The organism is Pseudoalteromonas sp. Bsw20308, assembly GCF_000310105.2.
Classification (GTDB): domain Bacteria; phylum Pseudomonadota; class Gammaproteobacteria; order Enterobacterales; family Alteromonadaceae; genus Pseudoalteromonas; species Pseudoalteromonas fuliginea.
Genome location: NZ_CP013138.1, coordinates 610646 through 627221 on the forward strand (window position 1 = coordinate 610646; position 16576 = coordinate 627221).

General features: G+C 38.6%; 11 protein-coding genes. 6 read left to right on the forward strand and 5 right to left on the reverse strand.

From position 1 onward, the window contains the following. The first annotated feature begins 24 nt into the window (after nt 1–24). Complete coding sequence (gene djlA / locus D172_RS02585; RefSeq protein WP_007376547.1) at nt 25–891, forward strand: co-chaperone DjlA; 867 nt, start codon at nt 25–27, stop codon at nt 889–891. Here the strand turns inward: djlA and D172_RS02590 are convergent. The 3 genes from D172_RS02590 to rapA all read right to left on the reverse strand — a co-directional run bounded on the left by D172_RS02590 (nt 874) and on the right by rapA (nt 5626). Further along, nucleotides 874–1764, reverse strand: a complete 891-nt coding sequence (locus D172_RS02590; RefSeq protein WP_007376546.1) for a DUF3530 family protein — start codon at nt 1762–1764, stop codon at nt 874–876. The genes djlA and D172_RS02590 overlap by 18 nt on opposite strands. Before the next feature lie 133 nt (nt 1765–1897). Further along, nucleotides 1898–2551, reverse strand: a complete 654-nt coding sequence (gene rluA / locus D172_RS02595; protein WP_007376545.1) for a bifunctional tRNA pseudouridine(32) synthase/23S rRNA pseudouridine(746) synthase RluA — start codon at nt 2549–2551, stop codon at nt 1898–1900. A 180-nt stretch (nt 2552–2731) separates the two neighbouring features. Beyond that, the gene (gene rapA, locus D172_RS02600; RefSeq protein ID WP_007376544.1) at nt 2732–5626 is read right to left on the reverse strand and encodes an RNA polymerase-associated protein RapA; all 2895 of its coding nucleotides are present in this window, start codon (nt 5624–5626) and stop codon (nt 2732–2734) included. A 305-nt stretch (nt 5627–5931) separates the two neighbouring features. On the opposite strand from rapA, the gene D172_RS02605 reads away from it, so the two are divergent. The 3 genes from D172_RS02605 (at nt 5932) to D172_RS02615 (ending at nt 12073) form a co-directional block, all read left to right on the forward strand. Continuing rightward, nucleotides 5932–7329 (forward strand): PhoH family protein, encoded by a 1398-nt coding sequence (locus D172_RS02605; RefSeq protein ID WP_007376543.1) that lies wholly within the window; start codon nt 5932–5934, stop codon nt 7327–7329. A 66-nt stretch (nt 7330–7395) separates the two neighbouring features. Next, the gene (locus tag D172_RS02610) at nt 7396–11190 is read left to right on the forward strand and encodes a PAS domain-containing hybrid sensor histidine kinase/response regulator (RefSeq protein ID WP_007376542.1); all 3795 of its coding nucleotides are present in this window, start codon (nt 7396–7398) and stop codon (nt 11188–11190) included. Next, on the forward strand, nt 11174–12073 hold the full coding sequence (locus D172_RS02615) for a diguanylate cyclase (RefSeq protein ID WP_007376541.1): 900 nt from the start codon (nt 11174–11176) through the stop codon (nt 12071–12073). The genes D172_RS02610 and D172_RS02615 overlap by 17 nt, the downstream gene beginning before the upstream one ends. A gap of 363 nt (nt 12074–12436) precedes the next feature. Here the strand turns inward: D172_RS02615 and D172_RS02620 are convergent, their stop codons facing one another. Then, complete coding sequence (locus D172_RS02620) at nt 12437–12817, reverse strand: DUF3192 domain-containing protein (protein WP_007376540.1); 381 nt, start codon at nt 12815–12817, stop codon at nt 12437–12439. Between the two features lie 185 nt (nt 12818–13002). Next, entirely contained in the window at nt 13003–13947 is a 945-nt protein-coding gene (locus D172_RS02625) for a D-2-hydroxyacid dehydrogenase (protein WP_007376539.1), read from the reverse strand. A 389-nt stretch (nt 13948–14336) separates the two neighbouring features. Between D172_RS02625 and D172_RS02630 the strand changes: the two genes are divergently transcribed. Both D172_RS02630 and D172_RS02635 read left to right on the forward strand, forming a co-directional pair. Further along, the gene (locus D172_RS02630; protein ID WP_033023394.1) at nt 14337–15470 is read left to right on the forward strand and encodes a 1-acyl-sn-glycerol-3-phosphate acyltransferase; all 1134 of its coding nucleotides are present in this window, start codon (nt 14337–14339) and stop codon (nt 15468–15470) included. Between the two features lie 269 nt (nt 15471–15739). Next, a complete protein-coding gene (locus D172_RS02635) occupies nt 15740–15985 on the forward strand; it encodes a DUF1289 domain-containing protein (RefSeq protein ID WP_007376537.1) in 246 nt (81 codons plus the stop codon). The last annotated feature ends 591 nt before the right edge of the window (nt 15986–16576 follow it).

Consider the following 16576-nt stretch of genomic DNA (forward strand, 5'->3'; position numbering starts at 1 on the left):
TTTTTTAAAAAGGCAGCATTATAAATGTGGGGAAAAATACTCGGTTTTTGTTTTGGCTTTATGTTTGGCAAAATTTTTGGTGCCATTTTAGGTTTATACCTTGGCCATTTATTTGATAAAAGCTTAAAAAGTAACTTTGATAAAGCGGGTGGCTTTTCAAGCTTGTTTAACGATGCAGATGTAAACGAGCGCCAAGCTTTGTTCTTTTCGAGCTGTTTTGCCGTAATGGGGCATATTGCTAAATCGAATGGCAGAGTTAGCGAAATGCATATAAAAGCCGCCAACTTGTTTATGGATGAAATGGGTTTGAAAGGCGAAGAGCGCCGCGAAGCACAGCAGGCTTTTCAGTCGGGTAAAGAGGGCGACTTCTCACTTAAAGAAACCGTGCACGACTTTAAAGAACGCTTTGCTAAGCGAAACGACTTGATGCAATTGTTTTTAGAAATACAAATTCAAATGGCATTCTCTGATGGGGTGTTAGCCGAACAAGAAAAGCAATTGTTAGCAGAGGTAAGTAAGCAGTTAGGGATTTCGAAAACGCATTTTGCATTTGTATTAAAACGCTATCAAGCAGAATTTAACTTTAGAAAGCAACAACAGCGCTTTAATCAACAGCAACAAAGCCAAGGGCAAAGTAGCAGCTACCGTGAAGGCTCGGGTCATCATGTCCCACCCAATAATAATATGAATCGTACACAGGCATTGGCGTTATTAGGGCTTAATGATGGTGTGACTGAGCGTGAGATAAAAGTAGCGTACCGTAAACTTATGTCCCAACATCACCCAGATAAATTGGTATCGCAAGGTTTACCAAAACACATGATGGAGCTTGCAGTTAAAAAGAGCCAAGATATTCAAGCAGCTTATGAATATTTAAAAAAGGCGGCGTAAAAAGCCGTCTATTTCTTTTGTTAGACGTGCGTGTTGATCCGGTTGATCGCGCAGGCCAAATAGCTGGCGTTGGCGATAATCAAATTTAGCATTTCGGTTAACCCAGCGTTGGCGATTTTTAAGGCTCATTAAAATATCATTGCTGTCATTAGTATAGTAAATATCGAGTAAAGCTGGCGTAACAAGTGACGTTGTTTGGCTCAAATCTTTATTACGTTTAGTATTAGGTAAGTAACTGCTTAAACTTATAAATGCATCTACTCTCTGTTCTGGAAAGTCGGCATAGTGCTCAAGTAATACGCCAGCACTGGTACCTTGTGCAATAACCACTACGTTACCTGGCTCTTGCATTGCAGTTTGGTATAGCGCATTAAAGCGAGCAATCAGATTTATTTTATAATTGTCGAGTACTTCATTAGTCACTTTTTCTAGAGCATTAACATAATGAGGTTCTGCATTTTTCTTCATATCTGCAGTCGCAGGCTCTGTGCTTGTAGCTGCATCAGGTGTCGTTGTTTCTGCAGGTATTTCTGTTGATGAGTCTGGTTTTTTGCTGGCTTGCCAGTCTATGTCGGGTACCGTCATTGCGTAAGTGGTATAGCCTAAGTTATTAAGTTCTTTTCGTAAAAAACTCATGCCAGCATTGTTTGTTGGCACTGATTGCCAGTCGGGTATAAGTAATACAACACCTCTAAAGTCGGCGCTCATATATTCGCTGTATAAACTCAAAAACTCGGTTTCACCTGCAAGTATTGATTTTATTTCGTCATCTGGAAGCAAGCGTTCAATATCGTTGTTTTCAATACTTGATAATGTAGGAGGGGCAATATGCTCTGCAGCTGTTACCTGTATGCTTAAAAATAGCGTACACATTAGTAATACGTTAAGTATACTTTTTAAAAACTGCGCAGATACCATAAGAAGCTCAAATAATGAATACTAATTAGGTATCGGCGTACTACGGTAAAAGTTTAGCACTATGGCTTAATAATCATTAATGCAATGATTAAAACTCAGGTTCGGCTTCAAATGTAAGTACTTGCTCAGTTGTAGGGTGCTTCAACTTCAGCATTTGTGCGTGTAATTGTAAGCGAGGAGCTGCGGCAAGTGCGTCTTTATGGGCATAGAGCCTATCACCTAAAATAGGATGTCCTAAACTTAGCATATGTACACGTAACTGATGTGAGCGCCCAGTTATTGGCGTTAGCTCTACACGGGTAGCATCGGCTTCGCGCTCAAGTATTTTAAAGTGCGTAAGCGATGGCTTACCATTTTCGTGATCAACCATTTGTTTTGGGCGATTAGGCCAATCACAAATAAGCGGCAGATCCACGGTTCCCGTATCGACCTCAAGCTGCCCAAATACACGTGCAATATAACGCTTAGCTGTTTCGCGTTCTTGAAACTGCATACTTAAATGCCTGTGCGCTACTTTATTCATAGCAAGGCAAAGTATGCCTGATGTTGCCATATCTAAACGATGAACTATTTTAGCTGTCGGAAAAACACGATTAACACGGTTAATTAAGCTGTCGGCGTGTTTAGGATCTTTACCCGGGACGGTTAATAACTCACTGGGTTTATTAACGATGAGCAAGTCGTCATCTTGATACAGTATTGTTAAATACGGATTCATTGGGGGATTGTAATTAACTAACACGGCCGACCTTAATGATTTTTAAGGGCGCTATTTTAGTGAATTAGTTACTTAGATACAAGATGGTGATTATGTAGATGAGTGCTAAATATAAAATAAAAAAGTGCGGTATAAATACCGCACTTTTTTTATGTTTTTTCATTAGTAATCTTTACTAACGAGCGACATCTTTAAATTGAAACCTTAGTGCGAAACCACTATTAGTCGAATGGCATCAAGTTGTAACTGCGTTTTTTCAATATACGTAGTTAGGTCGTTGCGTTGCTTATCGTAAAACGTTATTTCTTCTTGGCGAATATTTGGGTTAATTTGCTTAAGTGCAACAAGTCGCTCTTGCTCTTCACTGAGTGATGTTTGCATTTTAACAAGCGACGCTGCGCGAATAACTTCAAGTTTTTCTTGTGCCATATCTTTAGCGGTTGTGATCATAGGGTGAACAGCGCTTTGTAGTGCACCGGCAAGCTTACTTGCTGTTTGGCGGCCAACGGCTGATAGCTGCTGATTAAAGCCTTCAAATGCCACATTCTCACCTAAGTTATTACCTGCTTTATCGAGCAATATACGAATTGGTGTAGGTGGTAAAAAGCGACCAACTTGTAATACTTTTGGTGCCATTGCTTCTGCAACAAAAATAAGCTCAACAAAAAAGGTGCCAGGCGGTAATTTTTTGTTTTTAAGCAGTGCAACTGATGCGCTACCAAAGTCATCGTCACAAATCATATCCATAGTGCCTTGCACCATAGGGTGATCCCAGCTGATAAAGTGTACGTCTTCTTGCGAAAGTGCCGTGTCGCGATCAAACGTAACCGTCATGCCATCGTCTTTAAGCGATGGGAATGAGGCACTTAACATATGTTCCGTTGGCTTTAAGATAATGGTGTTTTCGCCTTTATCTTCTTGGCTTACACCAAATGTATCAAACACGTTGATCATGTAGCTTGGCAACTCAAACTGGTTATCGAGTTTTTCGATATCAGTCACAAGCGAATCTGCAGCACCTTGACCCGATGAATGTAGCTCTAGTAAACGATCTCGTCCACTTTCCATTTTTTTACGCAGTACTGCATTTTGCTGTGCTACTTGCTCAAGTAATGGATCGAGTTCGTCTTCATCGCAGTTATGCGCAGAAATATATTCAAGTAGGTCGTCACGGAACTCTTTATAAAGCATTTGCCCCGTTGTTGATGTAGATTCGAATGCATCTAGGCCTTCGTTATACCAACGTAGCAGTACTTCTTGAGCGGTGTTTTCAAAATATGGCACATGAATGTTCACATCTTGCGTTTGGCCTATACGGTCTAATCGACCAATACGTTGCTCGAGTAAATCTGGATTCAGTGGTAAATCAAACAACACTAAGTGATGCGAGAACTGGAAGTTACGACCTTCTGAGCCAATTTCTGAACACAGTAATATTTGTGCATTATCGTACTCGTCTGCAAAAAATGCAGCAGCGCGGTCACGCTCAATAATCGACATACCTTCGTGGAATACCGACGCTTTAATTGCTTCGCGTTCACGCAGTATTTGCTCAAGGCTGATAGCTGTTTCAGCTTTAGCACATATAAGCAGTACTTTTTCGCGCTTAAGTGTTTTAAGGGTGTCGATTAACCAATCTACACGTGGGTCGAATAAACCCCAGCTTGCGCTTTCGCCTTCAAACTCTTGAAATATTTTTTCAGGAAACAGGGCACGGTGTGCACTTAGTTCAGGGTTTTGAATGCCGCCCATGTTACCAAGAACCGACATAGCCGTTTTATACTGCTTTGGCAGTGCCATAGGGTAGGCGTGTAATTTACGGCTTGGGTAGCCGTCAATGCCGCTGCGGCTATTTCTGAATAATATACGACCTGTGCCATGGCGATCGAGCAGCATATTAAGTATTTCTTTACGCGCTGGTAAATCACCTTGCTGTGCTTTTGCAAGAATATCAGTAATGTCGGTTTCTTTTAATAGCTCAATTAGCGTGGCTTTGGCTGCGTCGTCCAGAGCTTGCTCTTGCAGTAATTGATTTGCAGCTTGCGCTACGTCTTTATAATTTGCTTCTTCTTCTTTAAACACGTCGTAGTCGTAAAAACGATCCGGGTCGAGTAATTGTAAACGCGCAAAGTGACTGCTGTGACCAAGTTGATCAGGCGTTGCTGTAAGCAAAATAAGGCCCGGAATATCTTGGCTAAGCTCTGCCATACGTTGGTACTCTGAGCTTGGCTTGCCGTTATTGATACTTAGATGATGGGCTTCATCTATTACTAAAAGGTCCCAATCAGCAAGCGTTGCTTGTTCAAACCAGCGTTTTTTCTTGGTTAAAAACTCAAGGCTGGTAAGTACTAGTTGCTCTGTATCAAATACGTTTGGAGAATCTGCAAACGCTTCGTCGCAGCGCTCTTCATCAAAAATAGAAAAACGTAAGTTAAAGCGGCGTAGCATTTCTACTAACCATTGGTGCTGTAAGTTTTCAGGCACCACAATCAGTACGCGACTCGCACGGCCACTAATAATTTGTTGATGTAGTATCATGCCCGCTTCAATTGTTTTACCAAGGCCTACTTCATCTGATAAAAGTACGCGTGGGGCAAAACGTTTACCCACTTCTTGGGCAATATAAAGCTGGTGCGGAATAAGGTTAGCACGCTGACCAATTAAGCCTTTAATAGGCGATTGTTCACGTTCAAATTTATGTAACCACGTTTGGTAGCGAAGTGTGTAGCGATCAAAACGATCGACTTGGCCTGCAAATAAACGATCTTGTGGTTTATTAAACTTAATAAAATGATCTAAAAAGGTCTCTTTTAACTTGGCTGTTTCGCCATTATCAACACGGGTGCCGTGATAACAAAGTAACTCGCCTTGTACTTCAATAGACTCTACTTCTAATTCCCATTCTTCAACGCTTTTGATCACATCGCCAGGATTAAATGCCACACGGGTAACAGGTGCTTCTGCACTAGAATAAACACGGTTTTCACCACTGGCAGGAAATAATATGCTGACCTGACGGCCTTCAATGGCAACAACGGTGCCTAATCCTAAATCTGACTCTGTATCACTGATCCAACGCTGACCTAAGGAAAAATTCATGTATGTCTCGTCTATGATGAAAAAGGCGGCTATGTTACCTGTAAGCTAACACCACTGCAAGGCGCTATTTGGCTCACTTTTAATTAATTTTGTAAGTGTTAATTATTACTATTAAAACAACTTGTTTATGGCTGCTTTTTTTATAAATTAAAACTAATTATGGTTTGTAATAAAACGGACTTTTATGACAAATAGACTAAACTTACATTATGCCTTAGCAATTAAGTATTGCAGGTTTAAGTTTTGCCCGTTTTACTTAGTTATTTTGGTATAGCATAAAAATCATAAAACGTAAGGAAAGTGCTATGGAAAAAGCTTCGAACCTTGAAAGTAAAATGTATGTGCTAGATACCAACGTACTACTTCACGAACCACTCGCTTATTTGTCTTTTCAAGAGCATGACGTTGTTATCCCAATGACGGTGCTTGAAGAGCTTGACCACATAAAAGACAGAAAACACGACGTAAGTCGTGATGCGCGCGTCGCTATTCGTGGATTAGATGAAGTTCTTAAAAATGCAACGCCCGAACAAATGCTACAAGGCGTGGCGCTGCCAAGTAACAAAAAGGCAAAAGCGAGCTCTGCAGGTACCCTCATTATTGTAAACGACCATTTATTTGCCGACTCCATTTCTGGTTTACCAGGTAACGAAAACGACCATCGTATTATTAATTGCGCCGTGTACTTACAAAAGCAGCACAGTGATTCAAAGGTTATATTGGTTACAAAAGACATAAACATGCGCCTAAAAGCCAAAGGCGCCGGGCTTAAATATGTTGAGGATTACCGCACCGACCAACTTATTGACGATATAAGCCTGCTTACTAGTGGTTATAAAAAAATTGAAGGGGATTTTTGGGAGCATGTAGGGGAGTGTAATACGCAGCAACACGGACGTGATACGTTTCATCATGTGCCTAAAAACTTAATACCTGATGTATTTTGTAATGAATATTTACTTGATGGAGGGGATCAGTTTGCGGCGCGTGTTAAATGCTACGATGACGAGCACATAACGCTAAAAGATATTGGCGTTGAGCGTTTAATGCATCAACAAGCATGGGGCGTTAAACCTAAAAACATTTATCAAGGTATGGCGCTTGATGCACTACTCGATACAAGTATTGAACTTGTTATTTTAACCGGCCCTGCGGGGTGTGGTAAAACCTTGTTAGCGCTTGCCAGCGCCCTTGAAATGGTCATCGAAAAAGGTATTTACGATAAAGTAATAGTCACCCGTAATACCCCTGAAATAGCAGAGTCCATTGGTTTTTTACCCGGCACAGAAGAGGAGAAAATGGCGCCATGGCTTGCAGCCATTACCGATACGCTGGAGGTATTGCACAAAGGCGACGAAAATCCGATATCAAGCCGAAACTACATTATGGAAAAAGCCAATGTGCAGTTTAAATCGGTTAACTTTATGCGTGGGCGTAGCATTCAAAATGCGGTGGTAATTTTAGATGAGAGCCAAAATTTAACGGCATCTCAACTTAAAACGATTATTACTCGCTGCGGCGAAGGTACTAAATTAATTTGTACGGGTAACTTGGCGCAAATAGACAGTAACTACCTAACACCGGTGACTTCGGGCTTAACGTACATAGTAGAGCGTTTTAAAAACTTTGAGGGCAGTGCAACGATAAACCTTAACGGGGTTGTACGTAGTCGCTTAGCGTCATTTGCAGAAGAAAATTTATAACTTGCGCTTAACAAATTGGCTCGATAGTCTATCGATTGATTTTCGAGCCATAACGCAGGCAGTACGTTGAATTTTTTACCTCTTAAACATTATTATCGTTCTTTATTTGTTGCGCTTTTGGTTCCATTAGTTGTAGCTCTTTTATTATGCTTACATTTATATAATATTAAGCTTGAACGCATTGTTGAAAAGCGCGAAGCCGATTTTATCAATGTATCTGCACAAGTAAGTCATGGCATGCAAGCGGCAAGTGACTTACTTACTACTATGTTTACATTGTACGAACTGCCTCCTTATAATCAATTAAATAGCACTCTTCTTGAAGGTATTAGCCAGTATGATGGTTACTACTATCGTCATTTTATAAACCAAGGCACTGAAATTGTTGGTAAAGGAGATTTTTCACTTTCTACTCGTGAGCTTTTACAGTGGCAGCAATTAGTCGCGTTAGGCCCTTCTTTTAATACGACGCTTTCGCTGATGCAGTCACTTTCAGCAGTCGCTTATGTGGATGAGCGTGGTATTGCATATGTGGCAAGGCGTAATAAAAGTAAAAGCTTTTTATTAACCGAAATTTTAGACGGGCAATTTAAACCCGAGTTTTCTCCAAATAATCTTTCATCAAGCCCAATAATTAATATAGATGGTAAAGCTTATTTTGCTATAGGCCGTCAGCGAGAACTTGGTTCAAGCGATTACATTATTTTAATTTACGATGTGCAGGCAATGTCTACTTGGCTAAAAAAAGTATCACCTAATCACGGTGAATATGTATTTATGAATCAGTTCCATCACATTATTGCCAGCTCAAAAAATCTAATTGACGAAGCCATCGATCTAAAAACCTATTGGCCAAACATCGCAGGTCCGGATAATAAACTGACGATATTAACCAGTAATACTAATTATTTTATGCAACCAATGGGCAATTTGCCTATTCATGCTGCATTTCACGAACCTAAATCAAATTTAGTAAACTCTATTCGTTACGAAGTATTATTAGAATTTATATTTTTAACACTATTTTTAAGCATTATGTTTGGTGTGTTTTTTTGGTTAAGCCAGCGTATTTTTATAAAACCGATGACGCATTTAATGCACTATTTAGAGCAAAATGATACACAACAAAATAAACAATTAGATTATCAAATTCCTCTTAATTGGCAGCCTTGGTTTTCGAAAGTAAAACGCGTATTTGCTAAAAATAAGCAGCTGGTGGAATCACTGCAAAATGCTAATAAAGATCTTGATGAGCAAGTGCAGCTGCAATCCGAAAAGCTAAAGCGTAGCTATGAAGCAAAAGAACGCCACCTAGCATTACTCAACACGATGCTTAACAGTGTGCCCGATTTAATTTATTTTAAAAATATTGATGGTTTGTTTTTAGGGTGTAATAAGGCATTTGAAGCGTATATAGGTAAAGAGCAAACAGCGTTAGTGGGTAAACGCATGGAGGAAATTAGCAATGATGATGAACAAATTAGCGTTTTAGAAAAGCAAGTTTTACAAAATCGTCACGATGTACAACAACGAATAGACACAGAGAATAAGTCCTATCAATTAACCATAGCTCCTTTTTATAATGAGCATCAACATTTGTTGGGTACAATGGGAATAGGACGAGATATAACTGAGCAGCAACAAACGTTGTACGCTTTAAAAGCTTCAGAATCTAAATTTAGAAGTGCGATTGAATTTGCTGCTAATAGCGTTGTGCTGCTGTCGCTTGAGCACACGATTGTACAAGTTAATAAAGCGACCAGAAAATTATTTATAGAACATCCTGTTTTAGTAGGAGAGCAGCTTAAAATGCTCTTTGACGACAGCCAATGGCAAGAAATAAAAATCACTTTAGCAAAGTTACTCGACGACAAGAAAAAGGTATACCATTTAACCTTAGCGCAAGGGAAATTAGCCAATTGGTTACAATTGAGTGTATCACTTGTGTGGGATGAAAAACGTGATCCTTCTTATTATGTTATTCATTTACAGGATGTAAGCGCACTAACTAAAGCTAAGCATGATGCTGAACGAGCAACCCTTGCTAAAAGCCGTTTTATTGCTAATTTAAGCCATGAAATACGCACTCCACTTAACGCGGTATTGGGCCTACTTGATATGTTAATAGATCAGGGGCTTACCCAAAAGCAACTACAACAAACAGGCCAGGCTAAACACGCTGCGCAAAGTTTATTATTGATGCTTAACCGAATGCTGGATTTTGCACGCGTAGAAAGTGCGCAAGCTGAACTTAAGTTAGCGCCATTTAATATTGTAGAGCTAATTGATATTTGCGATAGCTTAACGGCGCCGCTGTGTGAAAATAAAAATGTTGAGTTTATTATTGATGTAGACCCTTTAATTGCTCCTGTTTTTATATGCGATAGTATCCGCTTACAGCAAATTTTAGGTAATCTACTAACGAATGCGGTTAAGTTTACAAGCTCAGGCTCTATTGTACTAAAAATGGATTTAGTACAAAGCGTAAGTATTGAACAACAGCTTATCTGTTTTCGTGTGATAGATACTGGCTGCGGGATTGATAAAGCTGATCAAAGGCGTTTATTTGACGCTTTCACGCAAGGCGATGAATCATCAACAAGAATCCACCAAGGCGTTGGATTAGGACTCGCTATTGTTAAGCATGCGGTGTCACTAATGGGTGGTGAAATTGCATTAAATAGTGAGAAAGGTCATGGTTGTGAGTTTTATTTTAGTATTTTGTTACAGGTGGATACAACAAAAAGTAGCGTATTACCAGCAAATGCATTAGCCGTTATATCTGAGCAAAGCTATGAGCTACAACGTGTTGTGGGCGCTTTACCGGAGTTAATAAGTATTGATCTAAAGGAAGCGTTAGAATATCCCATAAAGTTAACCGAAACTGAAAACTTAATTATAGATGCTGATGACTTACCTAAATTACTAAGTGTGCAAGCAATCAACGATTCATTATCTTCAAAAGCAATTTCAGTGGTTATCATCAACCATCAACACACATTAAATTTGTCAACAAGTCAGCTGCTATCAGTTCAACATGTTAAAGCATCAGCACTTGCTCAACGCTTGCTTAATTTGGATGTTGCCTCGCAGCCTAATATAAACAGTGAAATAGTAGTAACGAATGAACAGGTGTATAAAAGGGGTATAGCGGGATTATTAGTGTTAGCAATTGATGACAACCAATTAAACTTAGACATTATTAGCAGTGTGTTGCATCAAGCTAAAGCTAATGTTGTTACAGCTATGAGTGCCGTTGAGGGAATAGAACTATTACGCGTTTTAAAGCCTGATTTAATTTTAATGGATGTACAAATGCCGCATATTGACGGCTGTCAAGCAACGGCTTTAATTCGCCAACAGTTTGACACTAAGCAATTGCCTATTTTTGCATTAACCGCTCATTGCGAACCAGCTGATGTTGAGCGCTCATTAAAATGCGGTATGAATAAACACTTAACAAAGCCTGTAGTGGCTGACGTACTCATTGATGCAATTGCAGGCTTAGGGCTCTCCAAACCTAGCTTTTTTGAAGAATCATTTGCATTAACGCAGTTCAGTTTTGATGAAGCATTACTCAAAACCATGATTGATAAGTTTGCTAATTTGTGCCAAACCCAGCTCACCCAAATAGAAGGAAGTACCAATAGAAATGATTTGGTACGCTTAGTGCATAGTATAAAAGGTGTGGCAGGCAATTTAGGCTTCAAGCGGTTATCACTTTGTGCCCAACAATGTGAACATCAGTTTAAGACAACCAATGAGTCTGTTGAAATTTCGATAAAAGAGCTTATTATGCAGCTAGAGCAGGTAATTGTTTTTATAAAAGGCTTGGGAGCAATGGATGTCGAAAAAAGCTAAGGTATTAATTGTTGACGACGATCCTCTTAACCGTTTAGTGCTCGAAAAAACACTCAAAGGTGAGCATGATGTGTTTTTAGTTGAAAGCGGTGAAAAAGCACTGACTTTTGTGAAAACTACACAGGTTGATTTGATCATTCTCGACGTTGTAATGCCGGGTATTGATGGCTACGAAGTACTTGTGCAATTAAAAGAAAACCCAATCACACAGTCTATCCCCATTATTTTCATATCAGCTAATCAAAGCCATGAAGATGAATCTAAAGGTTTAGAGCTGGGGGCTATGGATTATATAATTAAGCCATTTAGTGCTTCAATTGTCAGGGTGAGAGTACGTAATCAGTTACTCATTAAACAAAAAAATGACTTGCTTGAGATGTTAGCTTCAATTGATGGCCTAACAGAAATACCTAATAGACGTTATCTTGATGAAAATTTATCTCGTGAATGGCGCAGAAGTAAACGAGGTAGCACACCCCTGTCGGTATTACTGATGGATATAGATCACTTTAAACGTTATAACGATTGTTATGGGCATCGTGCCGGTGATGAGTGCTTAAAAAAAGTGGCGCAAGTACTTGTTGCTCAGTGTAAACGCGGTGGTGATTTTGTAGCTCGTTATGGCGGAGAAGAATTTGCTGCCGTGTTACCTGGTGTTAATAAACACGAGGCTATTCAATTTGCTAACACATTACGAAATGCTGTAAACGCACTGAAGATAGAACATAAAGCGTCACTTAATGCTGAACATATAACTATTAGTATCGGAGTAGCAACGACTGAAAGTGGTAAAGTGTATGCTGAGCAAACACTTTTAGAAGAGGCTGACTTAGGTTTGTATGCAGCGAAAGATGCTGGGCGTAATCAAATTATTGCACGCTAATTGAGCTTTGTTCTCCTAAGTGACCTGTATTGCGTATAATAAACTACTTTTACTTCTTATCTTATAACAACTAACACCAGCGTGCTGAGTGGACTTACAATAGGAAAAATTTGGTTTGTATATGCCATACCAACTTGCATAAATCTTTGATCAATTTAACGAATTAAATTGCACTATAACGTCGTTAAAATTTTTTATTTAGAACAACACGCCCTAAATACAAAAACTTTTGCCTAGTTCTAGCGTAATTTTCTTAACGTTAAATAGACCCCATATATAAGCAGATTGGTATCACACTCCTACAAATAACCTAACCTAAGTTCCATCAATAAAGGCGGCAATAACAATGTAGTGACGGTTTTTTTAATTATTTATCATTCCCAAAGCACTTTCGCCCATACCGACTAATTTGTCATTTTTAAATATCAGTGGAGTACATTCATCTTTCGTTGTTTTTCCGTCAGAATGAAGGCTATGCGTTACGTAAAACAGTATTTGATAAACATCATCACCTTTTTTTAATAATTCAGTGAAGTCAGGTGTTTTTAATTTAGTTAACACGGATTGATAGCTACTATCCATTGCAAGCTCTGAAATGGCTTCACGATTATTTTTATTCTTAGTTTCCCAACTAGATGAATTTTTACCAGCCCAATGTGTTTCTGTTTCGCCATCTGACACTGCAATAACACAGCCTGTTAAAAATGGAGCGATTAAAGCTGCAGCTAAAAGTGATTTTTTCATTTTTATTTACCTTAATAAAGTTTTTAATTTGTTATTAGCTGTATTAAAGCAAAGGGTATACCATAATTATAAGTTGTTATTAATCATTGTCTTAAGTTGTCTTGGCTGTTTTTATCTAGCAAAATATTAAATGTGTTAGTAAAAACAGCCATTTTTTAGTTTTTTTGATTACTACAATAAAATCACTACACCAAGCGGTTACGTGATTCACCATTATTAAATGCAGTAATATTTAAACTTACTTCATTAATTAAGCGTACGATAGATTCAGTACTTGCCCATGCAATGTGTGGAGTGAGTAATAAATTATTGCCTTTGTAATTAGCAAGTGGATTTGAAAGCTCGGCAGGCTCTTTAGTTAGTACATCAACACCTGCGCCTGCAATTAGGTTTTGCTCAAGTGCTTTAGCTAGGTCGGCTTCGTTAATAATGCCACCACGTGCGGTATTAATAATAATGCTACTTGGCTTCATCATTTTAAGCTCATTAAGCGAAATTAAATCACGTGTTTCATCTGTTAGCGGGCAGTGTACGCTGATTATATCTGCTGTTTTAATGGCGTCTTCAAAAGGCGTACGACCATCTCGACATTTAACCCCTTTACGCTCTGCTACAATAACATTAGCGCCAAATGCCTCAGCCACTTTCGCAACACCCTTGCCTAACGTACCACCGCCTATAATGGCAAATGTTTTACCTTGTAGGTCGTTAAAGCTGTAATCGAGTATGCAAAACATGTCACTTTTTTGCCACGCGCCTTGCTGGCAATCCGCCTGATAGCGGTGTGTGTTACCCAGTAAATTAGTAATTAAAGAAAACGTATGTTGAACAACAGAAGGTGTTGAATAGCCAGCTACATTAGTTACGGCAATACCAAATTCTTTAGCGGCTTCTAAATCAACATTATTAGTACCAGTTGCGCTAACGCAGATTAGTTTAAGCTGAGTCAGTTGACTAATCGTGTCGCGATTTAAAACTGCTTTATTAGTGATTAATACATCAGCATCTTGGCAATGTTCAATAACTTGCTCTGGGCTAGTAAGTTCATAAGTCGTTAATTTACCAAGTTGTTCAATACAAGTAAGAGATGTTTTAGCTAATGTAGCGTTATCAAGAATAGTAATGTTCATTATGAGCCCTAAAATAAGTGGATCTGAAAGAGTTAAAATCGTAAAAAAGAGGCTTACGATCCATCAAAAATCTAAAATATGGGCTTAAGGTACTACGAAAGAAAGGCTTTGTTAATGGTATTACTACCAAATGATTAGAGGGCTATGTAGTAGTGGTCAGCCCACTAACAGTCTAAGAATATGGTATTTTACTGGATTGGTTAGCTAAATTTGTTGCACTAATACTAGGTTTCATGGTCGAACTTTATGTAAAGTAAAGAGCATGATCCACTTAAGTAATAAAAGCCGTTTATTGGTTATTTCGCATTTTAGATTGGCTGAGTTATAATCGAACATAGACATAAACGGTGCGCTTTGGCGTGCCGTTTTTTAACATTATAGATGTAGTAATGAGTGAATTAGAAGACAAATACGCAGATATACGCCCATATAATGACGATGAAGTTGCGGCTTCGCTTACGCGTTTAATCAACGATAATGCGTTTATTGATGTAATAGCAAAATACAACTTACCGCGTTTTTTATCGGCAGTGCCTTTTATTGCACGTCCACTGGTAAGAAGCCAGCTGCGTAAAAAATGGGGGCAGGTAAAAACTGTTGAAGACGTACAGAACGAGGTTGCACAATACCTTGATAAGCTAGTAAAACGCACCACGTCAAAAGTTACTTTTTCAGGTCTCGATGAATTAGACCCTAAACAAGCTTATTTATTTATCTCTAACCATCGCGACATAGTACTGGATCCAGCATTAGTCAATTGGGGTTTGTTTCAACACAAAATGAAAACAGTGCGTATTGCCATTGGCGATAATTTATTACAAATACCTTATATCACTGAACTTATGCGCTTAAATAAAAGCTTTATAGTTAAGCGCTCAGCTAAAGCACCTAAAGAAATGCTAAAAGCACTTACTCAACTTTCATCCTATATTTATGATTCGTTGATGAGTGGTAATTCAATTTGGATTGCACAAAAAGAGGGGCGTGCGAAAGATGGATTTGATCAAACGGATCCTGCGCTTCTAAAAATGCTGCAACTTAATGGGCGCAAGCAAAAGAAAGAGTTTGGTGATTATATAAAAGAGTTAAAAATAGTCCCTGTTTCTATATCTTATCAATACGAGCCGTGTGCTATCTCTAAAGCTAAAGAGTTATATCATAAGCAACTCCACGGTGAATATATTAAGTCTGCTGGTGAAGATATTGCCAGTATTGTCGAAGGCTTTAGTACCGCCAAGGGACATGTTCATTTAGCGTTTGGACGGCCTATTGAATCCAATTGTGATAGCGCAGAAGCGTTGGCAAAAACGATTGATAAGCAAATAGTGGATTCATTTTATTTACACCCCGGAAATTATATTGCTGGTGGCTGTAAAAAAGCAGTAATTGACTCACCAGATACAGCCACCTTCGAACAGCGAATGGCTAATGTACCTGAAGAGCTTAAACCGCTTGTACTTGCAATGTACGCTAAGCCTTTTCATCGTAAGAGTGAGATTAATATTAAAAGTTGTGAGCACTAAGCGGGGTCTGCTTACCTTTTTAGATTAAACATACGCTGCCCTTTGAGCTCGCTCTTGGGCGACTTACTCTTTGTTGCTCTGTATTTACTTTGCCCACGAGGTTGCAGACCTCGCGCCGTGATTCAATTGCGTCTAAATAGAACTTTTATGCTGAAAGGTCACATGTGAGTTTAATAACCTTTGAAAAGTGACTGTTTATTTGTCACTTTTTTTTTGCTTAAAAAAAACGCTATACTAAAAGTCTGACCTTCTTAAGTGGTATTAATACAATGCAACAAATTGAAATATTTGATATTCCAAGCCCTTGCAAAAGTATTTGTCTAGTGAATAATAGAGGGTATTGCAAGGGATGCTACCGCAGTCGCGATGAGCGTTTTACTTGGAACTCACTAAGTAATGCCCAAAAAAAGAAAGTGCTTAGTTTATGTCAACAACGCTACAAACGTTACCTGCAAAAAGATCAAAAAAATTCAGCGTTAAATAGTAAAACCGAACAGCAAGGATTTGATTTTTAATTCTTATCTGCCTTTTGGCACATATAATGCCAGTGCTGCATAGAATTTGAACAATTTAGCGCTGAAAATAGCTGCTTGGGATAGATTTATTATCCAAAGCTTCGATTAATTAGCCAGTCACTAAAGTACTATTTACGGCCACAAAGCTACTGTTACGACTATTAATCTATAATCGATACCTCATAACTAATTCCATCTAAAGCTTGCTTTTCTATGTGCCAATTGTGTTCTTGGAACACACAAAACGGTTGTTATACCAACCTGCATAAATCTTTGATCAATTTAACGAATTAAATTGCACTATAACGTCGTTAAAAATTTTTTATTTAGAACAACTAGATACAAAAACTTTTGCCTAGTTCTAGCGTAATTTTCTTAACGTTAAATAGACCCCATACATAAGCAGATTGGTATTAAAATACGACGGGATAAAAATAAATTAATCAACAATAATAAGATGCTAAAATGTTGTGGCTGCTATTTTAAATTACTACAGAAGTAAATAAAATACGCGGCGTATAATGCAATATGGCCACCTTATTGGTTGGTTTATAGCATTATTGCTATTTAAGCTGGTAATTTATTGGAATG